This is a genomic window from Nocardia huaxiensis (assembly GCF_013744875.1).
In the GTDB taxonomy this organism is placed as follows: Bacteria; Actinomycetota; Actinomycetes; order Mycobacteriales; family Mycobacteriaceae; genus Nocardia; species Nocardia huaxiensis.
The window spans coordinates 2,536,870-2,556,443 of the sequence record NZ_CP059399.1 but is presented as its reverse complement, the minus strand read 5'-3'; the positions used below and the strand labels follow the sequence as shown (position 1 = coordinate 2,556,443).

Here is a 19,574-nt window from a genome sequence, read left to right as displayed (position 1 = left end):
GATCATGGATCTGGCGACTGTCGGTAAATGGAACGACACACACCTCGGCTCATACGTCGAGTTGCTGCGTGCACGGCGGCGAAGCCTCACTGAGGTCCTGAAAACGGTGAAGACCAAGAGTGAGCTGACCGGCTGGACAGGCGCAGCAGGCGATTCCGGACGCCAGCGGTTCACCACTCTCATCAACTCACTCACCAGCGATATCGCCATTCTCGACGAAGTGACGCGGCGGTGGGGTGACTACCCGACCCAGCTTGCACAGATCAAGAAGGACCACAAGGATCTGCTCGAGTTTCTCTCCGGCCACGGGGCGACGATCGACGACAGCGGACAAGTGGCCGAGCCTGCTCCTTCGAACGTCAATGTCGACGAGATCGAGCAGCAGGCGAAGGCGATCATCCTGCTCGCCGACGATATCGACAACAATGCCGCGGCAACCATGCGAATCGTGGCCGAAGGCACACTCATCTGACTGCATGCTCCGGGCCCCGGAGATCGAGAGAAGGGAAGAATCATCAGCGTTCGCAAGCTACGCCGTGCCGCGATGGTCGCGACCACGCTCGCGGCCACGGCGCTGATGGCTGGGTGCGGTGGCACCACAACCACCGCCGGGACCGACAGCTCTTCCTCGGGCAAGTCGAATGTGTTCGCCTACACCTCGCAGAAGGAGGTCGTAGTCGCCGACGGAATGAACGTACTAGCGCGGGAGGGTGGTTCGTTCGACCTCCGCGCCGCACTCACCTTCACCTCGGACGCCAAGTTCGTCTTCTGGAACGAAGGATCGAGTTCGGACGGCACCGTGGTGACCTTATCCGCGGACTCGAGCGGGCAGGGCTCCCGCATCAGTTGCGGGTGCCGCAGCGCCGTGCCGATCGGCGGCAGCGAGATCGCGTGGTTGCAAAGCAGCGGGAAAACCACCGAACCCGACGCTGTGATGCGGGTCGATATCTCGGTGCCGAATCCGAAACCAACTGTGTGGCGCACGATTCCCGCCGCCGGGGACCGGACTCCCGCCCCGGGCGAATATTGGATCCGTAGAAACCACCTCCTGGCGGCGCACAGCGGCAACCTTCTGTTGAGCCGTACAGACACCCGTACATCGGACAGTCTGGCCATCAACGAGCCGTTCATGGTCTCGGCCGACGGCACGCTGAAGGAATTCGGGCCGATCGAGAATACGAACCGCTACATTTCAGCGGCGACAATCAGTCCGGACGGCCGCTTCGCGGCGCTGGTGTCCAATACCGCTGTCATCCCGGATAAATGCGACCGGGCAATCGTTTCCCTCATCGATCTGAGCTCCGGAGCTCCGATCCAGAACACCACCCCGGCCGTCGAGGGCTGTTCCTACGCACGCTTCATCCGGTGGGACAACGAGACCGGGCCGTCCGTCACAATCCAGCGGTCCACCGAGACCGACAGCGGCTCGAGCACCGCACGGTGGCAATACGACCAGCGGTGGTCTCAGCTCCCGGAGAAGACGATCACCGATACCGCCAAGACCACTGCCGGTGCCACTGTCGAACTCGCGACCACAGACGCATCGGGAAATACCTCGGTGTTCTTCGTCAAAGACGGTCAGCGACAGGAGATTGCGAAGAACGGCTTCGTAATCGCCGTTCCTTCAAATCGCTGAGCTACCTTCACCACTGCCCCGGAACGTAGTTCCCGCCGGTGTTGCCGGCGATGACGTTGAGGCGGTTCCAGGCGTTGATGGTGGCGATGAGGGAGATGAGGGCGCCGATCTGGTCTTCGTCGTAGTGGGTGCGGACTGCGGACCAGGTGGTTTCGGAGATGCCGGGGGCGGCGTCGGCGAGGCGGGTGCCTTCTTCGGTCAGGGCCAGGGCGGCGCGTTCGGCTGCGGTGAAGACGGTGGATTCGCGCCAGGCGGCGACCATGGCGAGGCGGACGGGGGATTCGCCGGCGAGGGCGGCGTCCTTGGTGTGGCCGTCGAGGCAGTGGCCGCAGCTGTTGATCTGGGAGGCGCGGATTTTCACCAGTTCCTGGGTGGGCTTGGGGAGGGTGGAGTCGTCGATGATGCGGCCGGCGGTGGCGAAGCGCTTGACGAACTTGCCGGCGGTCTCGTTGGCGAAGAGGTTGAAGCGGGGTTCCATGATCGGCTCATTTCGGTCGGCTCTGTCGGTTACACAAGTCCGACGACATGACCTCGCCAGGTGTGACATCGAGGCTGTCGTGACACCGGTCACATAGACTGGCGGGGCGCACCGACTCGGTTCTATGTAATTACGAATTCGCCATCCGTTCACAGGGTTTCAGCAGTTGAATGCCATGGAACGTGAGCGGCCATTCTGGCATTGTGGTAGACATCACCGAACGATACGAAGGGTGGATTCGGTATGGAGCCAACGGCCGGGCAGCGCGCGGCGCTGGGCATGATCTGCGATACGTTCGTGCCCGGGGCCACCGAACTCGGCGCCGTCGACACGATCTTCCGGATTCTGGGGCGCAATCCCCGGGAGGCGGAGGTCAAACAGCTGGGAATGCTGCTGGGACTGTGGGATTCGCGATTGACGGGGCTGCTCACCGGCAGCGGTTTGCGCCGGTTCTCGTCGCTGTCGCAGGAACAGCGGGAGGCGGCGCTGCTGCGGCTCGGGGATTCCGGGCTGGCGCCGGTGCGGGCGATCTTCCAGGCACTGAAAGGCGCTGCGCTGCTTGCCTCCAATGTCACGCCGGGGCCGACGGGCCTCAATCCGGTGTGGCAGGAGATCGGGTATCCCGCGCCGGTGGGCCCGCTGCCCGGCGCGCAGCAGCCCGCGCTGTCTCCGCTGAAATTCACCGAATCCACTTCGCTCACTTGTGATGTCGTGGTGATCGGGTCGGGCGCGGGCGGCGGTGCGGCGGCCGCCGTGCTGGCCGAGGCCGGGCTCGAGGTGATCGTGCTGGAACGCGGAAACTACTACGACGACCGGGATTTCGGCGCGGGCGAACTGGAGGCGCTGACCAGCCTGTACGCGCCCGGACCGGCGGCCTCGGCGGAGGGGCAGATCACGCTGGTGGCGGGTACCTGCCTGGGCGGCGGCACGGTCGTCAACTGGAGCACCTCGCTGCCGACACCCGACGGCGTCCGCCAGGAATGGTCCGAGCTGGGCGTACCGCAGTTCGCCACCGATGAATTCGGCGACGCCCTGCAGACGGTGTCCAAGCGGATCAACGTCAACGAGTCTCGTTCGCCGCTGTCCGCCCGCGACAGCGTGCTGGATCGCGGCGCGCGAGCTCTCGGTTGGGATGTGGATGCCCTGCCGCGCAATGTGTCCGACGCGTGTGATGCCGGAATCGAGTGCGGGCGTTGCGGTTACGGATGCCGCCTGGGCGCGAAGCAGTCGGTGAACAAGACCTGGCTGGCCGATGCCGCCGCACACGGCGCCCGCCTGGTGGTCGATGCCGATGTGCGCCGCATCGAGGTGAAGAACGGTCGCGCCGAATCGGTGTCGGCCCGCACCTCGGACGGCACGGAGATCACCGTGCGAGCGCGCGCCGTGGTGGTGGCCGCGGGCGCGATCCAGACCCCCGCCCTGCTGCGCCGCTCCGGCCTGCGCAACAAGAACATCGGCCGCTATCTGCGATTGCATCCCGCCGCAGCGGTTTTCGGCGTCTTCGACGAGGAGATCCGGCCGTGGGAGGGGGCGATGCAGGCCCGCATCAGCCGCCATCACGCGAATCTGGACGGCAAGGGCTACGGCGTCATCTATGAGACCGGCCCCACCCATCCGGGACTGGGCACCGGGTTCATGGCGTGGCGCGGTGCGGCCGAATTCCAGCGCACCATGCGGGATTTCGCGCGCTCCAATGCGATCGGCATCATCACCCGCGACCGGGATTCGGGCACCGTGGAGATCGACCGCAGCGGTGAGCCGATCGTGAAGTACCAGCTGTCGGATTACGACGCCGGGCACCTGCACACCGGAATCGCCGGGGCGGCACAGATTCTCGAAGCCGCGGGGGCGCGTCGCATCTTCTCCGGGCATCAGGCCGGGGTCTCCTATGAACCGGGTGTGCGGGGTTCGCACGCCGAATTCGAGGCTGCCGCGAAGCGGGCGGGCTACGGTCCCGGTCAGTGCTCGATGGGTGCGCTGCACATCATGGGTTCGGCGCGCATGGGTGGTTCGCCGGAGCTGTCGGCCACCAATCCGGACGGTGTCACCTGGGATGTGGCGAATATCGTGGTCGCCGACGGTTCCAGTTTCCCCACCGCCCCGGGCGTGAACCCGATGGTGACCATCGAGGCCATCGCCTACATGAACGCCAAACGCCTGGCGGCACAACTGGTTTGAGCCGACGGCGATCAGAGCGCCCGAATGCCGTCCAGCACCGCGCGCAGCACCCCCAGATCGGAGGTGCTGCGCTCGGCCGCCGGCGCGGACCGGACCACCAGCCGGCCGTCGTCGAGCAGATCGCCGATGAGCACCTTGGTCATGGTCAGTGGCAGGTGCAGATGCGCCGACACCTCCGCTACCGAAATGGGTCCGGCGCATAATCGGACGATCGCCGCGTATTCGGGTTCATTGCGGGTCAGGGCGAGTCCGCGCTGGGTGTCGACCACCAGCGAGGTCATGTCCAGTTCCGCCCGATCAGCCCGGCCGCGAGCCACCGCGTAGAGCCGGACCAGCGGTCCGGCCTCGTCTTCGTACCAGTGCTCGCGCGAATCACTCATCGGCTGTGTCCTTGCGGGCCGAGCGGTGCGCTGCGTGGTGACGCTCCGCTGGCGCCGCCACGCGGTACCCGCTCACGCCCGATGCGGGCTGCGCGCGTCCACCGACAGATGCGTGCCCACCCGCTGCACCGTCAGATTCATCTCGTAGGCCACCAATCCCATATCGGCGGTCCCCTTCGCCATGAGTGCCAGGCAGGCGTTCTCCCCCGCCGCGGTGATGAACAGCACCGCCTCGTCGAGCTCCACCACGGTCTGGCACACCCCGCCCGCCCGGAAATGCTGTCCGGCGCTGCGCGCCAGGCTGTGCAACGCCGAGGCCATGGCCCCGAAGCGTTCGGCGTCGGCCCGGTCCTGCCCGGGTGAATACCCGAGCAGCAGTCCGTCGGTGGACAGCAGGACCGCCGACTGCGCGTCGGTGAGGCCGTCGACCAGTTCCGCGAGCAGCCAGCCGAGGTCGATGCGCTGGGAGGTGGTCATGGTGTTCCTCTCTCGGATGCCGGCGGCGTCTGCCTACCCTGGCGGGTGCCTTTCGCAATGGCGCTCATGAGATTCCGGGCCTCGTCGGCCGACCGCGTGCGCGGTGCGGTGGATGCGGCGGGATCGGGGGTCGTGGCCGCGTTCCGATTCCGGCGCGGCAGTTCCGGGCGGCCGCCGGGCAGGGTGCCCGGTGCCGCGGCCCCGGTCGGGGCCGGTACGGCGGTCTCGGCCGGGCTTGTCGCCCGGCTCACACGCTGCATCGGGCCCGTGTGCAGCGCGGGACCGAAGGTGTGTGCCGGGCCGACAGTCTGCGGCGCAGCGGAATTCGGGGCGGCGGCCGCACGCAGCGCTTGGAATCGATCCGAGCGCAGGGCATAGGGGTGATCGGGCACCAGCGGGCGCAGCCCGTCGCGCACATCGTCGGGCAGTTCGGCCGGCGGTTCGGCGGGTGCGTCGGCGGAGGCCATGAGCACGGAGGGGATGAGTACCACGGCCCGCACGCCGCCGTACTCCGACTCCGCCAGCTTCACCGAGATGCCGTGCCGCCCCGCCAGTTTCGCGACCACGAACAGCCCGAGCCGGGAGCCGCCGGGCAGCGTCGCCACGCTGAAGTCCGGCGGATTCGCCAGCATGGCATTGCGTTCGGCGAATTCGTCCTCCGACATGCCCAGGCCCTGATCGTTGATCTCCACGACCACACCGCGTCCCACGATCACGCCCGACACGCTCACCTGGGATTCCGGCGGCGAACAGGCGGTCGCATTGTCGATGAGCTCGGACAGCAGGTGGATCACGTCCGCGACGGCGTGGCTGGCGATCCGCACCTCGGGCAGACGGCCGAGGTGAATCCTGGTGTAGTCCAGGCTTTCCGCGACCGCGCCGCGCACCAGCTCGAACAGCAGCACCGGATTACGCCAGCGCCGGCCCGGCTGCTCACCGCCGAGAATGATCAGGTTCTCGGCATTGCGCCGCGCCCGGGTCGCGAGATGGTCGAGCTGGAACAGCAATTCGAGCTGCCCGGCGTCCTTCTCCTCACGCTCGGCCCGGTCGAGCAGCCCCAGCTGCCGATGCACCACCACCTGGCTGCGATGGGCGATATTGAGGAAGACCGCGTTCACGCCCGCTCGCGTCTTGGCCTCCGCGACCGCGGCCGATACCGCGGCGATGTGCGCCCGGTTGAACGCCTCGGCCACCTGCCCGAGTTCGTCGGTGCCGAAATCCAGGGCGGCGGTCTCGGCGCTCACATCCTTCTCGTCGCCCACACCGAGCCGCGCAATCAGCTCCGGCATCCGGTGATCGGCCAATTCCAGGGTGTCGCGGCGCAATCGGCGCATGCGGCCGATGAACCGGTTGGCCATGATCAGCGCCGCCACGAAGGCCAGCACCGCGATCAGCAGCACGACCGCGCCGCCGAGGCTCGCGTTCCGGGTCGCCGCCGCGCCCTGCTCGCGCGCGATCACGTGCGCGTCGCGGCTCTGGTCCTCCCAGATCTGCTGCAGCGACGCCTTGACGTGCCCGCTCGCCTGCTGCCAGGCCGCGACGCCCAGCGGCAGCGCCGGAGTCTTCGCGGTCGTGCGCTCGGCGGTCTTCGCACTGGCCCCGGTGGTCTTGGCCGGGCTGTCGGTGGTCTCGGCGGTGAACGGCCCACGCAGCAGGACGGCGTCCTGCATGGCGGTAACCTGCTGCCACGCCTCACCATTGGTGAGGGCCTGTAGCTGTTCGAGCCGGATTCCCTTCAGCACGGTGGCGGAATAGGCCACCTCACTGCGGAATTCACCGACCAGCCGCCCGAATTCCAGGAACTGTGCCGCCGACATCTCACCCATGGTCAGCGCCACCGCGCCGATGGTGTCGGCCTGCGACAGCGCCTCCGCCGCCCGCAATTGCTCTACCGCATAACCCAATTCGATGGCGATCTCGGCGTCCGGCGCCACCCGCGCCGCCAGCATGGAGGCCGAGATGATGGTGCCGATCACCTGCGTGAAGAATGTGAACACCTGATCGGCGGGCATCTGCAGGGCGTCCACGCCCGCCCGCAGCGTCGGCACCATGGAGAAGAGCTTGTTGTAGCCCTCGATATCCGAGGCTTTCCCATCGGGATTGAGCTCGCGGGCCGCGTCACCCTTGGCCCTGACGGCCGCCAGCGCCGCATCCGATTTCGCGCGGGCGGCCACCAGCTCCGGCACGGTCGCGGTGTCACCGGCCAAGTGCAGCAACGACAGTCGCCGCTCCTCCTCGAAGGCGGAGACCATGAGAATCGCCGGACCCGTGGTGCTGCTGGCCAATTCGGCCCACTGCTGGGATTCGCGCGCGTTCTGCACCAGGTAGACGGCCGCGCCACCGCCGATGACCAGCAGCGTCACACTGGAGATGAGCACCATCGACAGCAGGCGAACCCGCACACCCACCCGGCCGCGAACGCTGGCTCCGCGCGAATCGAAGGCCGTACCAAGAGAATTGCGCAGGCTCTGCCAACTACCCACAGTGAAACTTCCCGCTCCCGAACGCCGTGGCGCCCTGCTCCCACGACATCGCCGGACGAACGGGCGATACGCGTCACACTTTCCTCATCCGGGAGGATAACGGATAGATCTCGAAATCAGAATGGATTCAATTCGATTCCGCAATCCGCCGTCCCACGCAGTGGAACCCCTCAGACCGGGAAATTCGCGCGAATCACTCGCTGCGGGTCGCGGGCCTGCTTGATCGCGCGCAGCCGCGCCAGCGTGGCCTCGTCGAAAGCCGTTGCGACGGAATCGGCCGGCGACAGGAAGGTGTACGGCTTGGCGCCGCTCACATGCGGGCCGAGCGCGTCCACGAACGCACGCTGCTTGGCGCCCACCGCATCTCGCAACTGCGGCAGGCCCAGACCGAGCAGGTACAGCAGGTACGGCTCCCGCACCGGACCGCGCGCACCCGAACCCGGACGGGTCAGCGCACCACCGAGATGCCGGACCTGAATGTTCACCAGCGGCGCGACCGGTTCGCCGAGAAGCACTTTCACGGTTTCCTCGTCGAGATCGGTGAGCAGTTCGGCGCGCGAGATCGCCGGGCTGGGGTTGGTGGGTTCGGCGCAGATGTCGCCGAGGTTCGCCACCGACAGGACCCCGCGCTTGTCGGCGACCGCGCCGCCGATCCGGTCGATGTCCGACACCAGTTCGCGGCCCCGCTCCGGATCACCGAGGTGGGCGACATCGAGGGCCACCATCTCCGGGGCGTCCGGGAACTGGAAGCGGTGGAACCACACCGACAGCTCGTCGGGGGCGTGGGAGGTCAAGTCGCGGAAGGCGTCCCACACTTCGGCCTGGCGCGCACCGGGCCACATGACCCGGCCGCCGTACAGGCCGGGCGCGGGGAACAGCTCGAATTCCAGCGCCGTCACCACCCCGAAGTCGCCGCCGCCACCGCACAGCGCCCAGAACAGTTCGGCGTCGCTGTCGAAGGTGACGTGCGCCGGATTGCCGTCGGCGTCCACAATGTCGAAGGCGCGCACCGCATCCGAGGCCCACCCGTGCTTGCGGCCGAACCAGCCGAGGCCGCCGCCCAGGGTGTAACCGGTAACGCCCACAACGGGATTGCTGCCCGCGAGCCCGGTCAGCCCGTGCTCGGCCGCGGCCGCCTGCACCTGACCCCACTGCGCGCCCGCACCGACGCGTGCCCGCCGCGCCGCCGGATCGATCTCCACACTGTTCAGTCGCCCGGTGCGCAGCAGGATCGCGGAGTCGATGTCCCCGGTCGCGCCGTGCCCGGTCGGCTGGGTGACCACCGGCCGCCCCGCACTCTTGGCGTACCGCACCACGGCCGCCACATCCTCGGCGTCCGCGGCCTCGACCACGGCGGCCACCGGCTGCGTGATCGCCAGATTCCACGGCTGCGCCGCGTGCTCGAATCCGTCCTCACCCGGCACCAGCACCCGACCTCGGACAGCACTGCGCAGATCTTCGAAAGTCATTGTCTTTCCTCACTCGTCGACTGGAATCGTCGTCACCTGCCCGGCCGGCGGCCGTGGGCGGCGTTCACAGAGATGACGAGACAGCCGCAGAAAGTGTGACTTCGGTGGAAAGCAGGGTCAGACAGCGCGGGCCACGGCGCGGGCGGTCACCCGCCAGTAGAGGTACAGCCCGGCGGGCACCAGACCGCACAGGAACAGCAGCATGGTGGGCCAGTCGCCGATCAGCATGACGTCCCCGCCCGGCCCGGTGCTAGCCAGCAGCAGGAAGCCGAGGGTCCAGGCGAGCAGCGGCAGCAGCATGACCGCCGGACGCTGCGAGATCGTCCCCATGCCCATCACGAGCAGCACGTTCACCACGGCCGCGACCAGCGCGGCGATCGGCACCGGCACCGCGCCCGTGGTGGTGGCGGCGGCCAGCGGCTCGGCCATCAGCGGGCCGGACGCCTCCGCGAGCGTGCCGCGCCCGGCGTACAGCGGCAGGTACAGCACCTCGAGCACCACCGTGATCAGCCCGTCCAGCACCAGCAGCACGGCGATCACCGGCAGCCACGCCCGGCCCCGGCCGGCCGCGGCCTCGGAGTCCCCCGCGGGGGCGTTCACCGCCGCCGTCACGGCACCGGCGGGAAGCCGAGGAGGGTCAGCAGATGGCTCTGCATATCCACGAAGGAGTACAGCGCGTGCAGATACAGTTCGTGCTGCGCCTGGAAGTTCGGCCGCTGGCTCTCCACGAACGCCGCGATGGCGTTCTGCAGATCCCAGTTGTAGCCCGGCGAGTTACCCATGGCCGCCAGTCTCTCATCCCGGCGTTACCCGCGAGGTAATCGACCGGGGAATCCTCCGGAGCTACCGTCGGCCCAGCAATCGCCGTGAACGAGGAGCCGATCATGCCCGCCTACGGATTCGCCCACCTGCGCAGCCGCCGCCCGCACCCGGACATCCTGGAATACATCGAACGCGTCCAAGCCACCCTCGACCCCTTCCACGGCCGCTTCGTCATCCACGGCCCGCCCGCCGAAGTCGTGGAGGGCAACTGGCCCGGCAGCATGGTCCTCATCGAATTCCCCGACATGACAGCGGCCCGCGAGTGGTACCACTCCCCCGCCTACCGCGAGATCATCCACCTGCGCACCGACCACATCGACGGCGACCTGCTCCTCATCGAGGGCGTCCCGCCCGACTACGATCCCGCCGCACGCGCCGCCAAACTCCGCACCGAGGCCGAATACCACTGAGCGGCAGCAGGTTACGGCCAAGCGTCCCGCCTGGCGCGCTCATCTGCCACCACCCGCTTCAGGTACAACCCACTTCGTCATCCCGGCGCGGAATGACGCAGAGGCAACGGCGGAGGCTGTGTCGGACGCCCGGCGCTCACGCGCTCAGCCGCCTCAATCACTCAGCCACACGGCCGCTCAGGCGGTGAGTCCGGCGAACAGGTCGTGCTCGCGGCCGTCGGTCCCCACGGGACCGCGCTGCCCGCGCACCAGGATGAAGTGCTCTTCCGGCAGAACCGGTTGCGCGATGTTGTTGGAGAGCGCGAACTCTCGGCCCGAGGGGGCGACGGACACCTGGGTGGCGTGGGCGCGCAGGGCGGCGCGCTTGGCTCCGAGGGCATCGGCGACGTCGACCGTGGTGGTCACGGATTCGGTGGGGACGCAGGCGAGTTCGCCGTCGTGGGGCAGTCGCCAGCCGGGCGGGAGAGCTCCCGGCAGCTGGTCGACGGTGCGGCGTTTCAGGGCCTCGGTGTGCATGCCCAGCACCGCGCCGTCGGTGACGGTCCAGTACGCCTTGGGGACGTCCCAGCCCCAATCGGCGGCGGAATCCAATGCGGCCATGGTGATTTCGTGGGCGCGAATGTGGTCCGGGTGGCCGTAGCCGCCGCGCGGGTCGTAGCCGACCACCACACGGGGGCGCAGGTCGAGGATCACCTGCACGAGGGCTTCCACGGCAGCGTCACCGGAATTCACGAAGGCGCGTGGATTCCGGGCCGAGGGTGTTCCGGCCATGCCGGAGTCCCGCCAGCGGCCCGCGCCACCCAGGAAGCGCGGCGGGCTCGCATCCAATTCGGCCAGGGCCCTGGTCAATTCGAGAATGCGGTAGCCGCCGAGCTGGTCGGCCTCGGCGTTGACCAGATGCGCCCACTCGTCGCCGATGACCTCGCCCTCCTCACCGAGGGTGCAGGTCACCACGGTCACCGGAATGCCGCGCTTACGGTAGTGCGCGATGGTGCCACCGGTGGTGATGGATTCGTCGTCGGGATGCGCGTGCACCAGCAGCAGCCCGCCGGTCTCGGGTCCGGTCACGGTAGTCGCCGCCAGTTCGCGGCATCGGCGAAGATGCCGATCTGGATGGCGCCGCTCAGCGAGGCCCCGTCCACGCGCGGCCCGGCCGCGGCGACCTGGGTGTCCTGCACGATGGGCAGCACGGTCCACATCTCCCACAGTTTGGGTTCGGCCTCGGCGATCACCTTGCCGGTGTCGATGCCGCGCAGGGCGGCGTCGATGGCGGGCTGCAAGGTCGGATCGCACACGCCGGACAGGTTGGACGGCGCTTTCTTGGCCGCCTCGACCGCGCTCGAATCCCCGTCCGTGCCAGGGACTTCCACCGGCGCGCAACTGTAGCGGGAGGCGAGCACGGTGGCCGGATCGCCGCCGGTGCGCTCCCAGCCGACAATGGCGTCCACACCCACGTCGGTCAGGTCCTTGCCGTACAGTTCCGCCGCCGCGATGCTGCGCACCATGACATCGATTCCGGCGCTGCGCAATTGGTCGGCGGTGGTGTTGGCGACGGCCAGCGCGGTATCGTCGCCGTCCGCCGCGCCGATCCGGATGGTCAGCGATTTGCCGTTCTTGGCGATCGTGCGCGGTTGCGGCGCAGGGGAAGTCGGCGATCCGCTGCCGGGTTGTTCGGGCGCGCGGCCGAATCCGGCCTCGGCCAGCAGTGCGTACGCCTCCTCCAGACTGGGCCGGGGCGGCGCGGTGGGCGCGTAACCGGGGTCGGACGGCGAAAGTACCTGGGCGCGTACGGGTTCCACCCAGCTGCCGGTCTGTGCGCCGACCGTGGCCAGCAGCACCGGATCCAGCAGCGCCATGACCGCCTTGCGCACCCGCACGTCGGCGAGATCCCCGGTGCGGCCGTTGAGCACCAGCTGCATCTCCCGCGACTGCGCCATGATGGCCGTGCGCACGGACGGGATGGCCGCCAGCTGCGCCTGCAATGCGACGCCGCCGTGCACCAGCGCCATCTGCGCGTCGCCGACCCGCAGCGACTCCGCGACCTGCGCGTAGGTGCCGCCGCGGCGCATCAGGATCTGGTCCGGCACAGCGGGTTTGCCCCAGTACCGGTCATTGCGTTCGAGCAGGATCTCCTCGCGGCCGCGATCGGTCTGCTTGATCTTGAACTGCCCGCCGGAAATCCGGATGGTGTCGACCAGACCCTGTTCGAAGCCCGCGTCCTTCACCAGGTGCGAGGGCAGCAGATCCGCGAAAAGCTGTCGCCAGGCCGGGTATTCGCCGTTCATGGTGACGGTGACGGTCTTGCCGCCCGCCGACGAGGTGATATCCGAGATCATCCGATAGCCGGCCGGATCCACGGTGCCGGGCTGCGTGATCATCTGCTGCCACAGGTACCGGAAGTCCTCGGCGGCGACCGGCGCGCCATCGGACCACGAAGCCTCATTGCGAATCTGATAGGTAATGGTGAACGGCTCCTGCGCCGTCACATCCGCCGACACCATCATGGCCGGATCCAGGATCCAGTCGGTCGCCCCCGGCAGCGTCGGACTCGGCGAGGGCCGGAACGGGCTCGGCAGCACCATGGACGCCACGGCCGCGGTGGCCGGCGAAAGCTGGGACCGCAGATGCGGATTGAACCCGATGCCGATGTCGTCGATGGCCACCACGACCGAATTCTTGCCCGGTTTGGCGGCCGTCGTCTTCGGGCTGTCGGTGCTCTCGATCGGCGGTGGTGGATTCGCGGTGCACCCGGTCGCGACCGTCACGAGGGTCGCCACCATGATCAGAACCGCACGCCACGATGCGCGCACGCGGGACCCCGTTCTCACGTTCGGCACTTTACTTGATGGACTGCTGACCGCCCGTTCACCGATATGCGCGCGGTTCGCGCGAATACGTCGTGCGAGCGCAGAACCCCGTCATCCCGGCGCGCTTCTTGGCCGGGATCCACATCGGTCGGTGTGGATCCCGGCCAAAAGCATGCCGGGATGACGGGGCTCTTGGTTTACTGCGCGGCGCGATCGCGAGCCTTGCGGCGCGAAGCCTCACGCTGCCGCTCGGTGGCGCCCAGCACGACCTTGCGCACGCGCACGATCTCCGGGGTGACCTCCACGCACTCGTCGGCGGCGCAGAACTCCATGGCCCCTTCGAGATCCAGCTGCAGCGGCTTGGCCAGCGTCTCGAGCACGTCACCGGTGGCGGACCGCATATTGGTCAGCTTCTTCTCGCGGGTGACGTTGATGTCGAGGTCCTCTGCGCGCGGGTTGATGCCCACCACGTGACCCTCGTAGGTGTCGGCGCCCGGCTCCACGAAGAACTGACCGCGGTCGGCCAGCTGGATCATGGCGAACGGGGTGACCGAGCCGTTGCGGTCGGAGACCAGCGAGCCGGTGTGGCGGGCGCGGATCTCGCCGGCCCACGGCGCGTAACCGTCGAACACGGCGTTGGCGATGCCGGTGCCGCGGGTCTCGGTGAGGAAGTCGGTGCGGAAGCCGATGAGGCCGCGCGACGGCACGATGAACTCCATGCGCACCCACCCGGCGGAGTGGTTGCTCATCTGGACCATCTTGCCCTTGCGAGCGGCCAGCAGCTGGGTCACGGCACCGAGGTACTCGTCCGGGCAGTCGATGGTGAGCTCTTCGAAGGGCTCGTGCACCTTGCCGTCGACGGTCTTGGTGACCACCTGCGGCTTGCCGACGGTCAGCTCGAAGCCCTCACGGCGCATCTGCTCGACCAGGATGGCCAGCGCGAGCTCACCACGGCCCTGCACCTCCCAGGCGTCCGGGCGGCCGATGTCGAGCACGCGCAGCGACACGTTGCCGACCAGTTCCTTGTCGAGCCGATCCTTGACCATGCGCGCGGTCAGCTTGTGGCCCGACACCCGGCCGACCAGCGGCGAGGTGTTGGTGCCGATGGTCACCGAGATGGCGGGCTCGTCGACGGTGATGCGCGGCAGCGCAACCGGGTTGTCCGGGTCGGCGATGGTGTCGCCGATCATGATCTCCGGGATGCCCGCGATGGCGACGATGTCACCGGCCACGGCCTCCTCACCCGGCTGGCGCTCGACGCCGATGGTCTTGAGCAGCTCGGTGATCTTGACGGTCTTGGTGCCCTCGGCCGTCATCCACGCCACGTTCTGGCCCTTGCGCAGCGTGCCGTTGTGGATGCGCACCAGGCCGATACGGCCGAGGAACGGCGAGGCGTCGAGGTTGGTGACGTGCGCCTGCAGCGGCTTGGTGGCGTCGCCCTTGGGCGCGGGCACGTACTTCATGAGGACCTCGAACAGCTCGTCGAGGTTCTCCGCGTCCGGCACGGCACCGTTCTCGGGGCGCTTGGTGGAGGCCACGCCGGCACGACCCGAGGCGTAGAGCACCGGCAGGTCGAGGGCCAGCTCGGCGGCCTCGGAGGCTTCGTCGTCCAGGTCGGAGGCGAGGTCCAGCAGCAGGTCGTGCGACTCCTCGACGACCTCCTCGATGCGCGCGTCCGGACGGTCGGTCTTGTTGACCACCAGGATCACCGGCAGCGAGGCCGCCAGGGCCTTGCGCAGCACGAAGCGGGTCTGCGGCAGCGGGCCTTCCGAGGCGTCCACGAGCAGCACGACGCCGTCGACCATGGACAGGCCGCGCTCGACCTCGCCACCGAAGTCGGCGTGGCCGGGGGTGTCGATCACATTGATGACGGTCACGGAACCATCGGCATTCTGCCGATGCACCGCGGTGTTCTTGGCGAGAATGGTGATGCCCTTCTCGCGTTCCAGATCACCGGAGTCCATGACCCGATCCACGACTTCGGCGCGCTCGCCGAATACACCGGACTGCCGCAGCATCGCGTCGACCAGTGTTGTCTTGCCGTGGTCGACGTGCGCCACGATGGCGACGTTACGGAACTCGACAGACGACACGTTTGATTCCTCCTGCTGCGAAAAGATTGGGGCCGACCCGGGGTCATGCATGGGGGCACAGCGAACTCCACCGGGCATGCGGCGACCTATAGGTTACCGGTCGTCCCAAGTCACACGTTTAGCGCGTGCGAGTTAGGTTAAGCTAACCAACATGGGCAAGGTGAAGGCCAAGCATGTATCGAGCTTGAAGCCGAAGAAGAAGTGCTGTCGCAAGAAGACGCGCTGCCTCAAATGCCCCGTGGTCATCATGCGCATGAAGAAGCTCGAGGCCGCGGGTTGCTGTGGCAAGGATCTCAAGAAGGGCCTCAAAGCCGCCCGCGCGGCGTGAACACTGGAGGCATGACCGCACTCCTGTCCGAAGACGACATCACCAAGGCCCTCACCGAACTGCCCGACTGGACGCGCACCGGCGACAGCATCGCCCGCACCGTCGAAGCCCCGTCCTTCCTGTCCGGCATCGAACTGGTGCGCCGCGTGGCCGTGGCCGCCGAGGCCGCCAATCATCACCCGGATATCGACATCCGTTGGCGGCGAGTCACTTTCACGCTGTCGACGCACTCCGCGGGCGGTCTGACCGCGCTGGACGTAGCACTCGCGCACGAAATCGATCGGCAGACCCAGCAAGCCTGACGCGACCGGACCAGATGATCCAGCCGAACAGCACCAGCACGCCGAGCACATCCACCGCGCCCAGCCAGGAGTAGATGCCCGGCCGGGAGATCTCCCAGATGGTCGGCTGCGCGAACGACAGCACCCACGGAATGCCGATGATCGTGTCGACCAGCCAGTACCCGGCGAGCACGCGCGCGCCCGCGACCTCGCGCAGCGGGCCGTAGAGCAGCCACAGGACGGTCGGCAGCAGCCAGACGAAATGATGCGACCAGGAGATGGGCGAGACCATCAGGCCGAACAGCTGCACGATGAGCAGCGTGCCCAGCCTGTCGCCGGGTAGCAGCGCGCGCCAGGCCAGCACGGCGAGCACGAAGAAGACGATTACGCCCGCGATCCAGATCGCGCCGGTTTGCACGTCGTGGCCGAGAATCCGGCTCAGCGCGCCGCGCAGGGACTGATTCCACACCGAACCGACCGGACCGATCCGACTCGCGTCCCCGAGCAGATGCTTGAAGTACCGCTCGTACTCGACCGGCGCGATCAGATAGCTCAGCCCGACCGTGCCCAGGAACACCACACCCGACCAGAACGCCGTCAGCCAGCGCTTCTGCGTCAGGAAGTAGAGGCCGGTGATCGCCGGGGTGAGCTTGATGCCCGCGATCACGCCGATCAGCGTGCCGGAGATCCACCAGCGCGCGCTGCGCACCGCCAGCATCGCGCCCAGCACCAGGAAGACATTCACCTGGCCGTAGTCGATGGTGGTGCGCACCGGTTCCATCCAGATGCCGGCCGCGGTCCACGCCACCGCCGCGGTGCGCCATTTCGGTTCGCGCAGAGCGTCTTTCCCGAGCATCAGCTCCAGGGCAATGTGCACGATCCCGTACAGCGCCACCGCGATCGCCAGTAGCCAGCCGATGGCCACGGCAGTGAACGGCAGGAAGTGCAGCGGATAGAACACGACCGCCGCGAAGGGCGGATAGGTGAACGGCAGCGGGAAGTCCGGGGTCTTCTCCGCGTAGGTGAAGTCGTAGAGGTGCCCGCTCAGCAGCGCCGCCGAACCGTCCACGTACACGTGCAGGTCGACCAGATTTCCGCCGTTCGCCGTGCACAGCATCCACAACATGCGGGCCAGCACCGACAGGCCCAGTGCGAGCACGGCCAAGCGGAAAGGTCGATTCACGGGCGCGGACTTTCAGATCGGGCGGAGCGAGCCGGTTGCGACAACATTAATCGGACACGGCGAAGTGCCCGCGTGAGCCTCACCCCACGCTGTAACATTTGTATCAATGACCACATCCGTAACACTGAAATTGGTCAGCTGTTCGATAGCGTGAATCGGTCCGGTTACCCAAGATCACACATCAGCTGTACAACCGGGCAGCCCATCCCTAGAGTGACGCGGAGCGATGTCCCCATCGCCGCAGATGTACCCGAGGTAAGGACGGCTACACCAGTGCTTCGCACCCGAGGATCGCGGTTCGCAATGTCCGCGCTGGCCCTTGCGGCCTGCGCCACCGTTGCCGTGCCGACCGCCGCACACGCCGCCCCGGCACCGGTTCAGACCGATGCGTCCAGCACCATTCCGATGGTCCCCGAGGGTGTTCCGGTCGAGGCACTGTCCTCACTGGTCACCGCCATCGTGGGCGCCGCCGCCGGCCCGGCCGATATCGCCTCCCCCGGCCCGCAGCAGGCCATCCTCGATCAGGCCCGCGCGCTGCTCGCGAATTCGGCGCTGCCGCAGTCCCTCAAGGACACGCTGAGCCGAGTCATCACCTTCCTCGACGGCAGTGGTGGCGGCGGTCCCGACATTCCGCAGGACGGCCCGGTCATCTCCCAGTTCCTGTGGCCCACCATCGGCAAGGGCTGCATCAGCGCCACGGCCGACTCGGTCGGCACCGCGCTCGCGGTCCCCGGCCCGGCCCAGCTGCCCCCGCCCGGACCGGGCGCCGGCCAGACCGGCTTCGTCTTCACCGCCCTGGGCACCAAGAAGCCCACCGAGGTGCAGACCCCGCCGATGACCGTGCAGTGGCTGAACCTGGACACCCGCGCCACCGGCATCGTGAACCTCACCGACGAGGCCAAGATCAACCCGGACGGCCCGGCCACCCTCTCGGCCATCGTGAACACCGGCTCCGGCCGCGTGGTCGCCATCGTCTCCGGCTCGCTCACCACCCAGGCCGACGCGGAATCCCAGCCCCGCACCTGCTCGTTCCTGCCGACGGTGGGCATGTTCAACGTGGCGTGATCGACCTCTCGAGCTCTCGGGCCCGGCTTCCTGACGGAAGCCGGGCCCGATTTGTGAAGGGAGAGGGGAACTCTCGAAACCGCCGACACTGCCGAGCGATCCGAATCGAGAGGAGACCTCGAGCCCGCCGACACTGCCCAACGGAGAGAGGCACCCGGCTGTTCCTCTGAATCGAGTGGGGAACCCGGCTGGCCTCTGAATCGAGTGGGGAACTCGGCTGGCCTCTGAATCGGGTGAGGAACTCGGCTGGCCTCTGGCGTGGGTGTTCGCGGAGGGTGCCCGTTGTCTCGAGGCGAGAGCCTCAGGGGTGGATAGGGGTGAAACCGATTTGCGTGGGTCGCAAATCGTTTCGAATGGGTGGGGGCTGTGGTAGACCGGCATCTATGGCCGCTGTGAAATCTCCCAGGCAAGGTGTGAAGTCCCGCCGGTCGATTCTGTCGATTCGCTCGGAGGGTTCGATTCTGTCGATCGGTTCGGCCTATTCGATTCTGTCCATCGGCAGTGTCGGGTCGGTGTTGTCGATCGGGTCGGCGGGGTCGTTCGGGTCGATCATCTCGACGGCGTCGTTCGGCAGCCTGGGGTCGGCCTTCTCGGGCCTGTCCCGCTGGTCGATGTTCTCGTGGGCGGGCGATCGCGATGCCTTCCGCGAACCTGGCGAAGAGCGCGAACCGCGCCCGACCCTGCGCGTGGTCCCGGACGAGCCCGACCTGGCGCTCGACCCCACCTGCCACTGCCAGACCTAGCGGTCTTTCACCACCACTGGCCGTAGTCGGCGGACAGCACCGAGTTCACGTCGACGCCGATGCCGTCGACGCTGCGCTTGTCGATCTCGAACTGGTGCAGGTCGGCGGAGGGGTGGACATAGCCCTTCGGGGTGCCCCAATTGTGTTGCCAGAAGTAGGAACACAGGCCGGCGTCGCGGATCCAGTCGATGGTGGGGGTATTGGCGTAGACGCCGACGCGGTCGCGGCCGAGGACGGTCTCCCAGCCGCGCAGGTACGGCTCGATCATGGTCTCGAAGTCCTGCTCGGAGGGTTTGTCGTCGATCGAGGCGTAGATGGGGGCGGTGTCGGGACCGCCGGCGGCCTTGTGCAGGACCAGGCCGCGGGCCGCGTGGCGCAGACCGGCTTCGAGACCCCCACGCCAGTCGGCGGTTTCGGCCTTGCCGAACTGGTAGCAGGAGACGACGCTGAGCCCGTTCGCGCGCAGGTCGTCGACTTCCCTTGCCAGCAAGGGCTTTCCGGCCATCCACTCCGCGCCGGGACGACGATCGGACACGTAGCGGATGACGCCCATATGCCCCTCGGCGAGAATGGCTTCGGCAGACGGGACGCCACCGGCGTAGTCGAGCAGAGTGCCGAGCTCCTGGCGGGCGTGGGCGGCGGAAGGGAGGCCGAATCCGGCGGTCAGTCCGGCGGCCGCTGCCGCCGCGCCGGTGAGGAAGGTCCGTCGGCTGACGTCGAAAGGCATTGCGGCACTCCTTC

General features: G+C 67.9%; 20 protein-coding genes. 8 read left to right on the top strand and 12 right to left on the bottom strand.

What is annotated here, in order from left to right; genetic code table 11:
• Nucleotides 1-4: 4 nt before the first annotated feature.
• Together H0264_RS11410 and H0264_RS11405 are read left to right on the top strand one after the other, a co-directional pair.
• Nucleotides 5-472 (top strand): hypothetical protein, encoded by a 468-nt coding sequence (locus H0264_RS11410; protein ID WP_181583937.1) that lies wholly within the window; start codon nt 5-7, stop codon nt 470-472.
• A gap of 72 nt (nt 473-544) precedes the next feature.
• A complete protein-coding gene (locus H0264_RS11405) occupies nt 545-1,636 on the top strand; it encodes a hypothetical protein (protein WP_181583936.1) in 1,092 nt (363 codons plus the stop codon).
• A gap of 7 nt (nt 1,637-1,643) precedes the next feature.
• Here the strand turns inward: H0264_RS11405 and H0264_RS11400 are convergent, their stop codons facing one another.
• A complete protein-coding gene (locus tag H0264_RS11400; protein ID WP_181583935.1) occupies nt 1,644-2,114 on the bottom strand; it encodes a carboxymuconolactone decarboxylase family protein in 471 nt (156 codons plus the stop codon).
• A gap of 243 nt (nt 2,115-2,357) precedes the next feature.
• Here H0264_RS11400 and H0264_RS11395 point away from each other — a divergent pair, with 243 nt between their 5' ends.
• Nucleotides 2,358-4,292 carry a GMC family oxidoreductase N-terminal domain-containing protein gene (locus H0264_RS11395; RefSeq protein ID WP_181583934.1) on the top strand — a complete coding sequence of 645 codons (1,935 nt, stop codon included), beginning with the start codon at nt 2,358-2,360 and terminating at the stop codon, nt 4,290-4,292.
• 11 nt (nt 4,293-4,303) lie between these two features.
• Here the strand turns inward: H0264_RS11395 and H0264_RS11390 are convergent, their stop codons facing one another.
• From H0264_RS11390 to H0264_RS11365, 6 genes are all read right to left on the bottom strand, one after another.
• Nucleotides 4,304-4,672 carry a DUF742 domain-containing protein gene (locus tag H0264_RS11390; protein WP_181583933.1) on the bottom strand — a complete coding sequence of 123 codons (369 nt, stop codon included), beginning with the start codon at nt 4,670-4,672 and terminating at the stop codon, nt 4,304-4,306.
• Between the two features lie 72 nt (nt 4,673-4,744).
• Complete coding sequence (locus H0264_RS11385) at nt 4,745-5,149, bottom strand: roadblock/LC7 domain-containing protein (protein WP_181583932.1); 405 nt, start codon at nt 5,147-5,149, stop codon at nt 4,745-4,747.
• Nucleotides 5,146-7,557: a sensor histidine kinase gene (locus tag H0264_RS11380; RefSeq protein ID WP_244976159.1), complete on the bottom strand. Its 2,412-nt coding sequence runs from the start codon at nt 7,555-7,557 to the stop codon at nt 5,146-5,148. Before H0264_RS11380 ends, H0264_RS11385 begins: the two co-directional genes overlap by 4 nt.
• 245 nt (nt 7,558-7,802) lie before the next feature.
• A complete protein-coding gene (locus H0264_RS11375; protein WP_181583931.1) occupies nt 7,803-9,101 on the bottom strand; it encodes an FAD-binding oxidoreductase in 1,299 nt (432 codons plus the stop codon).
• Nucleotides 9,102-9,218: 117 nt separating this feature from the next.
• Nucleotides 9,219-9,713: a hypothetical protein gene (locus tag H0264_RS11370; protein WP_181583930.1), complete on the bottom strand. Its 495-nt coding sequence runs from the start codon at nt 9,711-9,713 to the stop codon at nt 9,219-9,221.
• Nucleotides 9,710-9,883, bottom strand: coding sequence for a hypothetical protein (locus H0264_RS11365; RefSeq protein ID WP_181583929.1), 174 nt, complete (start codon nt 9,881-9,883; stop codon nt 9,710-9,712). The genes H0264_RS11370 and H0264_RS11365 overlap by 4 nt, the downstream gene beginning before the upstream one ends.
• A gap of 102 nt (nt 9,884-9,985) precedes the next feature.
• Between H0264_RS11365 and H0264_RS11360 the strand changes: the two genes are divergently transcribed.
• Nucleotides 9,986-10,333 carry a DUF1330 domain-containing protein gene (locus H0264_RS11360; RefSeq protein WP_181583928.1) on the top strand — a complete coding sequence of 116 codons (348 nt, stop codon included), beginning with the start codon at nt 9,986-9,988 and terminating at the stop codon, nt 10,331-10,333.
• Nucleotides 10,334-10,510: 177 nt separating this feature from the next.
• Here H0264_RS11360 and mshB read toward each other — a convergent pair whose 3' ends face one another.
• The 3 genes from mshB to typA all read right to left on the bottom strand — a co-directional run bounded on the left by mshB (nt 10,511) and on the right by typA (nt 15,233).
• Nucleotides 10,511-11,401 carry an N-acetyl-1-D-myo-inositol-2-amino-2-deoxy-alpha-D-glucopyranoside deacetylase gene (mshB, locus tag H0264_RS11355; RefSeq protein ID WP_181583927.1) on the bottom strand — a complete coding sequence of 297 codons (891 nt, stop codon included), beginning with the start codon at nt 11,399-11,401 and terminating at the stop codon, nt 10,511-10,513.
• Nucleotides 11,398-13,113 (bottom strand): ABC transporter family substrate-binding protein, encoded by a 1,716-nt coding sequence (locus H0264_RS11350; protein WP_181585455.1) that lies wholly within the window; start codon nt 13,111-13,113, stop codon nt 11,398-11,400. Before H0264_RS11350 ends, mshB begins: the two co-directional genes overlap by 4 nt.
• 224 nt (nt 13,114-13,337) lie before the next feature.
• Nucleotides 13,338-15,233 carry a translational GTPase TypA gene (gene typA, locus H0264_RS11345; protein WP_181583926.1) on the bottom strand — a complete coding sequence of 632 codons (1,896 nt, stop codon included), beginning with the start codon at nt 15,231-15,233 and terminating at the stop codon, nt 13,338-13,340.
• A gap of 151 nt (nt 15,234-15,384) precedes the next feature.
• Here typA and H0264_RS11340 point away from each other — a divergent pair, with 151 nt between their 5' ends.
• Entirely contained in the window at nt 15,385-15,561 is a 177-nt protein-coding gene (locus tag H0264_RS11340) for a hypothetical protein (RefSeq protein WP_181583925.1), read from the top strand.
• A gap of 11 nt (nt 15,562-15,572) precedes the next feature.
• Complete coding sequence (locus H0264_RS11335; RefSeq protein ID WP_181583924.1) at nt 15,573-15,863, top strand: 4a-hydroxytetrahydrobiopterin dehydratase; 291 nt, start codon at nt 15,573-15,575, stop codon at nt 15,861-15,863.
• Here H0264_RS11335 and H0264_RS11330 read toward each other — a convergent pair.
• Nucleotides 15,775-16,968, bottom strand: a complete 1,194-nt coding sequence (locus tag H0264_RS11330) for a mannosyltransferase (protein WP_244976246.1) — start codon at nt 16,966-16,968, stop codon at nt 15,775-15,777. The two genes, H0264_RS11335 and H0264_RS11330, sit on opposite strands and share 89 nt — an antisense overlap.
• A gap of 360 nt (nt 16,969-17,328) precedes the next feature.
• Here H0264_RS11330 and H0264_RS11325 point away from each other — a divergent pair, with 360 nt between their 5' ends.
• A complete protein-coding gene (locus tag H0264_RS11325; RefSeq protein WP_231083138.1) occupies nt 17,329-18,090 on the top strand; it encodes an Rv1157c family protein in 762 nt (253 codons plus the stop codon).
• A 383-nt stretch (nt 18,091-18,473) separates the two neighbouring features.
• The gene (locus H0264_RS11320; RefSeq protein ID WP_181583921.1) at nt 18,474-18,833 is read left to right on the top strand and encodes a hypothetical protein; all 360 of its coding nucleotides are present in this window, start codon (nt 18,474-18,476) and stop codon (nt 18,831-18,833) included.
• A gap of 7 nt (nt 18,834-18,840) precedes the next feature.
• On the opposite strand, the gene H0264_RS11315 is transcribed toward H0264_RS11320, so the two are convergent.
• On the bottom strand, nt 18,841-19,560 hold the full coding sequence (locus H0264_RS11315; RefSeq protein WP_181583920.1) for a DUF1906 domain-containing protein: 720 nt from the start codon (nt 19,558-19,560) through the stop codon (nt 18,841-18,843).
• Nucleotides 19,561-19,574: the final 14 nt, after the last annotated feature.